This is a genomic window from Geminicoccus flavidas (assembly GCF_009806515.1).
GTDB lineage: Bacteria > Pseudomonadota > Alphaproteobacteria > Geminicoccales > Geminicoccaceae > Geminicoccus > Geminicoccus flavidus.
On record NZ_WUJP01000933.1, the window covers coordinates 1 to 1828 of the forward strand.

Below are 1828 nucleotides of genomic sequence, written 5' to 3' on the forward strand. Positions count from 1 at the left end.
ATGCAGGCGGGCCAGGCGCCGGGCGATCTCGACGTGGGTCGCCGCCTCGTGGCCGCCATGATAGTGCCCCATCCGCCGCGTCTGGTTCAGCACGGTCCGGATGATCGGGACGACGGCCGGCTTGGCCGCGTTCGCTTCCGCTGTGTTCAGCACGTCGTTCCCCGCGGCTCGGGCCCGGCTGCGACGGCCCGCCGGCATGGACGTCGGGACCGTCGTGCAGTCGCTTTCAATGCGCAGCGACGCAGGAGGGTTCCCGGCCTTCGGTGCGGCGTGATCGAGCCTGGCGGAGCCGGCGGGGCGGAGCCGGCCGCGGGGAACCCGGATCATCCCGGCCCAGGAAACAGCAAAGGAGCCGGTCGCTGCCCCGACCGGCTCCCTCTTCATGCCGGGCGCAGCCGCCGCTCATGCACCGGCGGCTGCGTGGATCGCCTGGTCTACGCGGCGATCCTGATCACGCGGTGACCCCGATCACGCGGTGACCCCGATCACGCGGCGGCCTTCTCGGCCTGCTGCTCGATCACCTTGGGCTCCGCTGCAGCACCGATCGAGATCTTCCTGGGCTGCAGGGCCTCGGGCACCTCGCGCTTCAGCTGCACATCGAGCAGGCCGTTGACCAGGTTGGCGTTGACCACCTGAACGTGGTCGGCCAGCTGGAAACGATGCTCGAAGGCGCGCTGGGCGATGCCGCGATAGAGATACTCCACGCCCTGCTCGGGCTTGGAGATCTGGCCCTTCACGACCAGCTGGTTCTCGTGGACGGTGATGTCGACATCCTCGGGTCCGAAGCCGGCGACCGCCAGCGTCACCCGATAGGTGTCCTTGCCGGTCTTGACGATGTTGTAGGGCGGATAGCCCTGCTCACGGCCAGCCTCGCCGAATGCAGTCTCGAACAGCTTGTCGAACCGGTCAAAACCGACCGAGGCGCGAAGAAGGGGGGAAAGGTCAAAGTTACGCATAAGAAGTCCTCCATTGAGCGACTTGTCGAAGGCCGAGCCGTACCTTCCCGACCGGAACATCCGGGCTTCCAGCCTTGCCATCGGACCCGTATCGGCATCCGATGACTGTGATCTGGTAAGTCAGCGCCCCGATTCAAGAGGGCTGGCAGGCCTCCCGGTGGAATTCTCACCGCCCGCGCGGGCGGTTGAGAACACGCGGGCGGGCCCGCATGAAGCGGGCTGCTCCCCCTGAAAATGAGCCGGCCCAGCGCCCATATGATGGCTATTGCATGCTGGGCAGACGGAGTGGAGATGGCGGTGAAGAAGTCGGCAACGTCCAGCAGGAGCAGGTGGCACAGGCTGGCTGCGCTGACGCTGGTGATGGTCCTGGCACTGGGTGCCGGGGTGGCCGAGGCGCGCAAGGGCGGCTCGTTCGGCAGCCGCGGCGCACGCACCTTCCAGACGCCGATGGCCACGCCCACCGCACCTGGTCAGGCGGCGCCGATGCAGCGCTCGGCGACTCAGCAGCAGCAGGCCGGCCCGAGTGCAGCGGCACCGGCGGCACAGCAGGCCCGCGGCGGGATGTTCTCGCGCGGCGGCTTCATGCCAGGCCTCATGGGCGGCCTTCTGGGTGCCGGCCTGTTCGGCATGCTGTTCGGCGGCGGCTTCTTTGGCGGGCTCGGCAGCCTGGCCGGAGTGCTGGGCTTCCTCCTGCAGATCGTGCTGGTGGTGTTCATCGTCCGCCTGGCGATGAACTTCTTCCGCAGCCGCCAGGCGCCGGCCTATGCCGGGGCCGCGGGCGGGCGGCCGGTCCGCAGTGCCCAGCGCGCGGCGGGCGGGCCGATGGCCGGCGGCATGGGCGGCACCGGCAGGACCGCGCGCCCGGGCGTGCG

General features: G+C 69.4%; 1 protein-coding gene and 1 pseudogene. One reads left to right on the plus strand and one right to left on the minus strand.

Annotated features, from left to right (window positions below):
- Nucleotides 1-485 precede the first annotated feature (485 nt).
- Nucleotides 486-956 (minus strand): Hsp20 family protein, encoded by a 471-nt coding sequence (locus tag EQG76_RS26810; RefSeq protein WP_159717985.1) that lies wholly within the window; start codon nucleotides 954-956, stop codon nucleotides 486-488.
- A gap of 297 nt (nucleotides 957-1253) precedes the next feature.
- On the opposite strand from EQG76_RS26810, the pseudogene EQG76_RS26815 reads away from it, so the two are divergent.
- Nucleotides 1254-1828: pseudogene (locus EQG76_RS26815) on the plus strand (Tim44 domain-containing protein); the annotation flags it as partial.

Coding starts and splice junctions, on each gene's coding strand:
- EQG76_RS26810 (WP_159717985.1), bottom strand. CDS start 956: ATGCGTAACTTTGACCTTTCCCCCCTTCTTCGCGCCTCGGTCGGTTTT.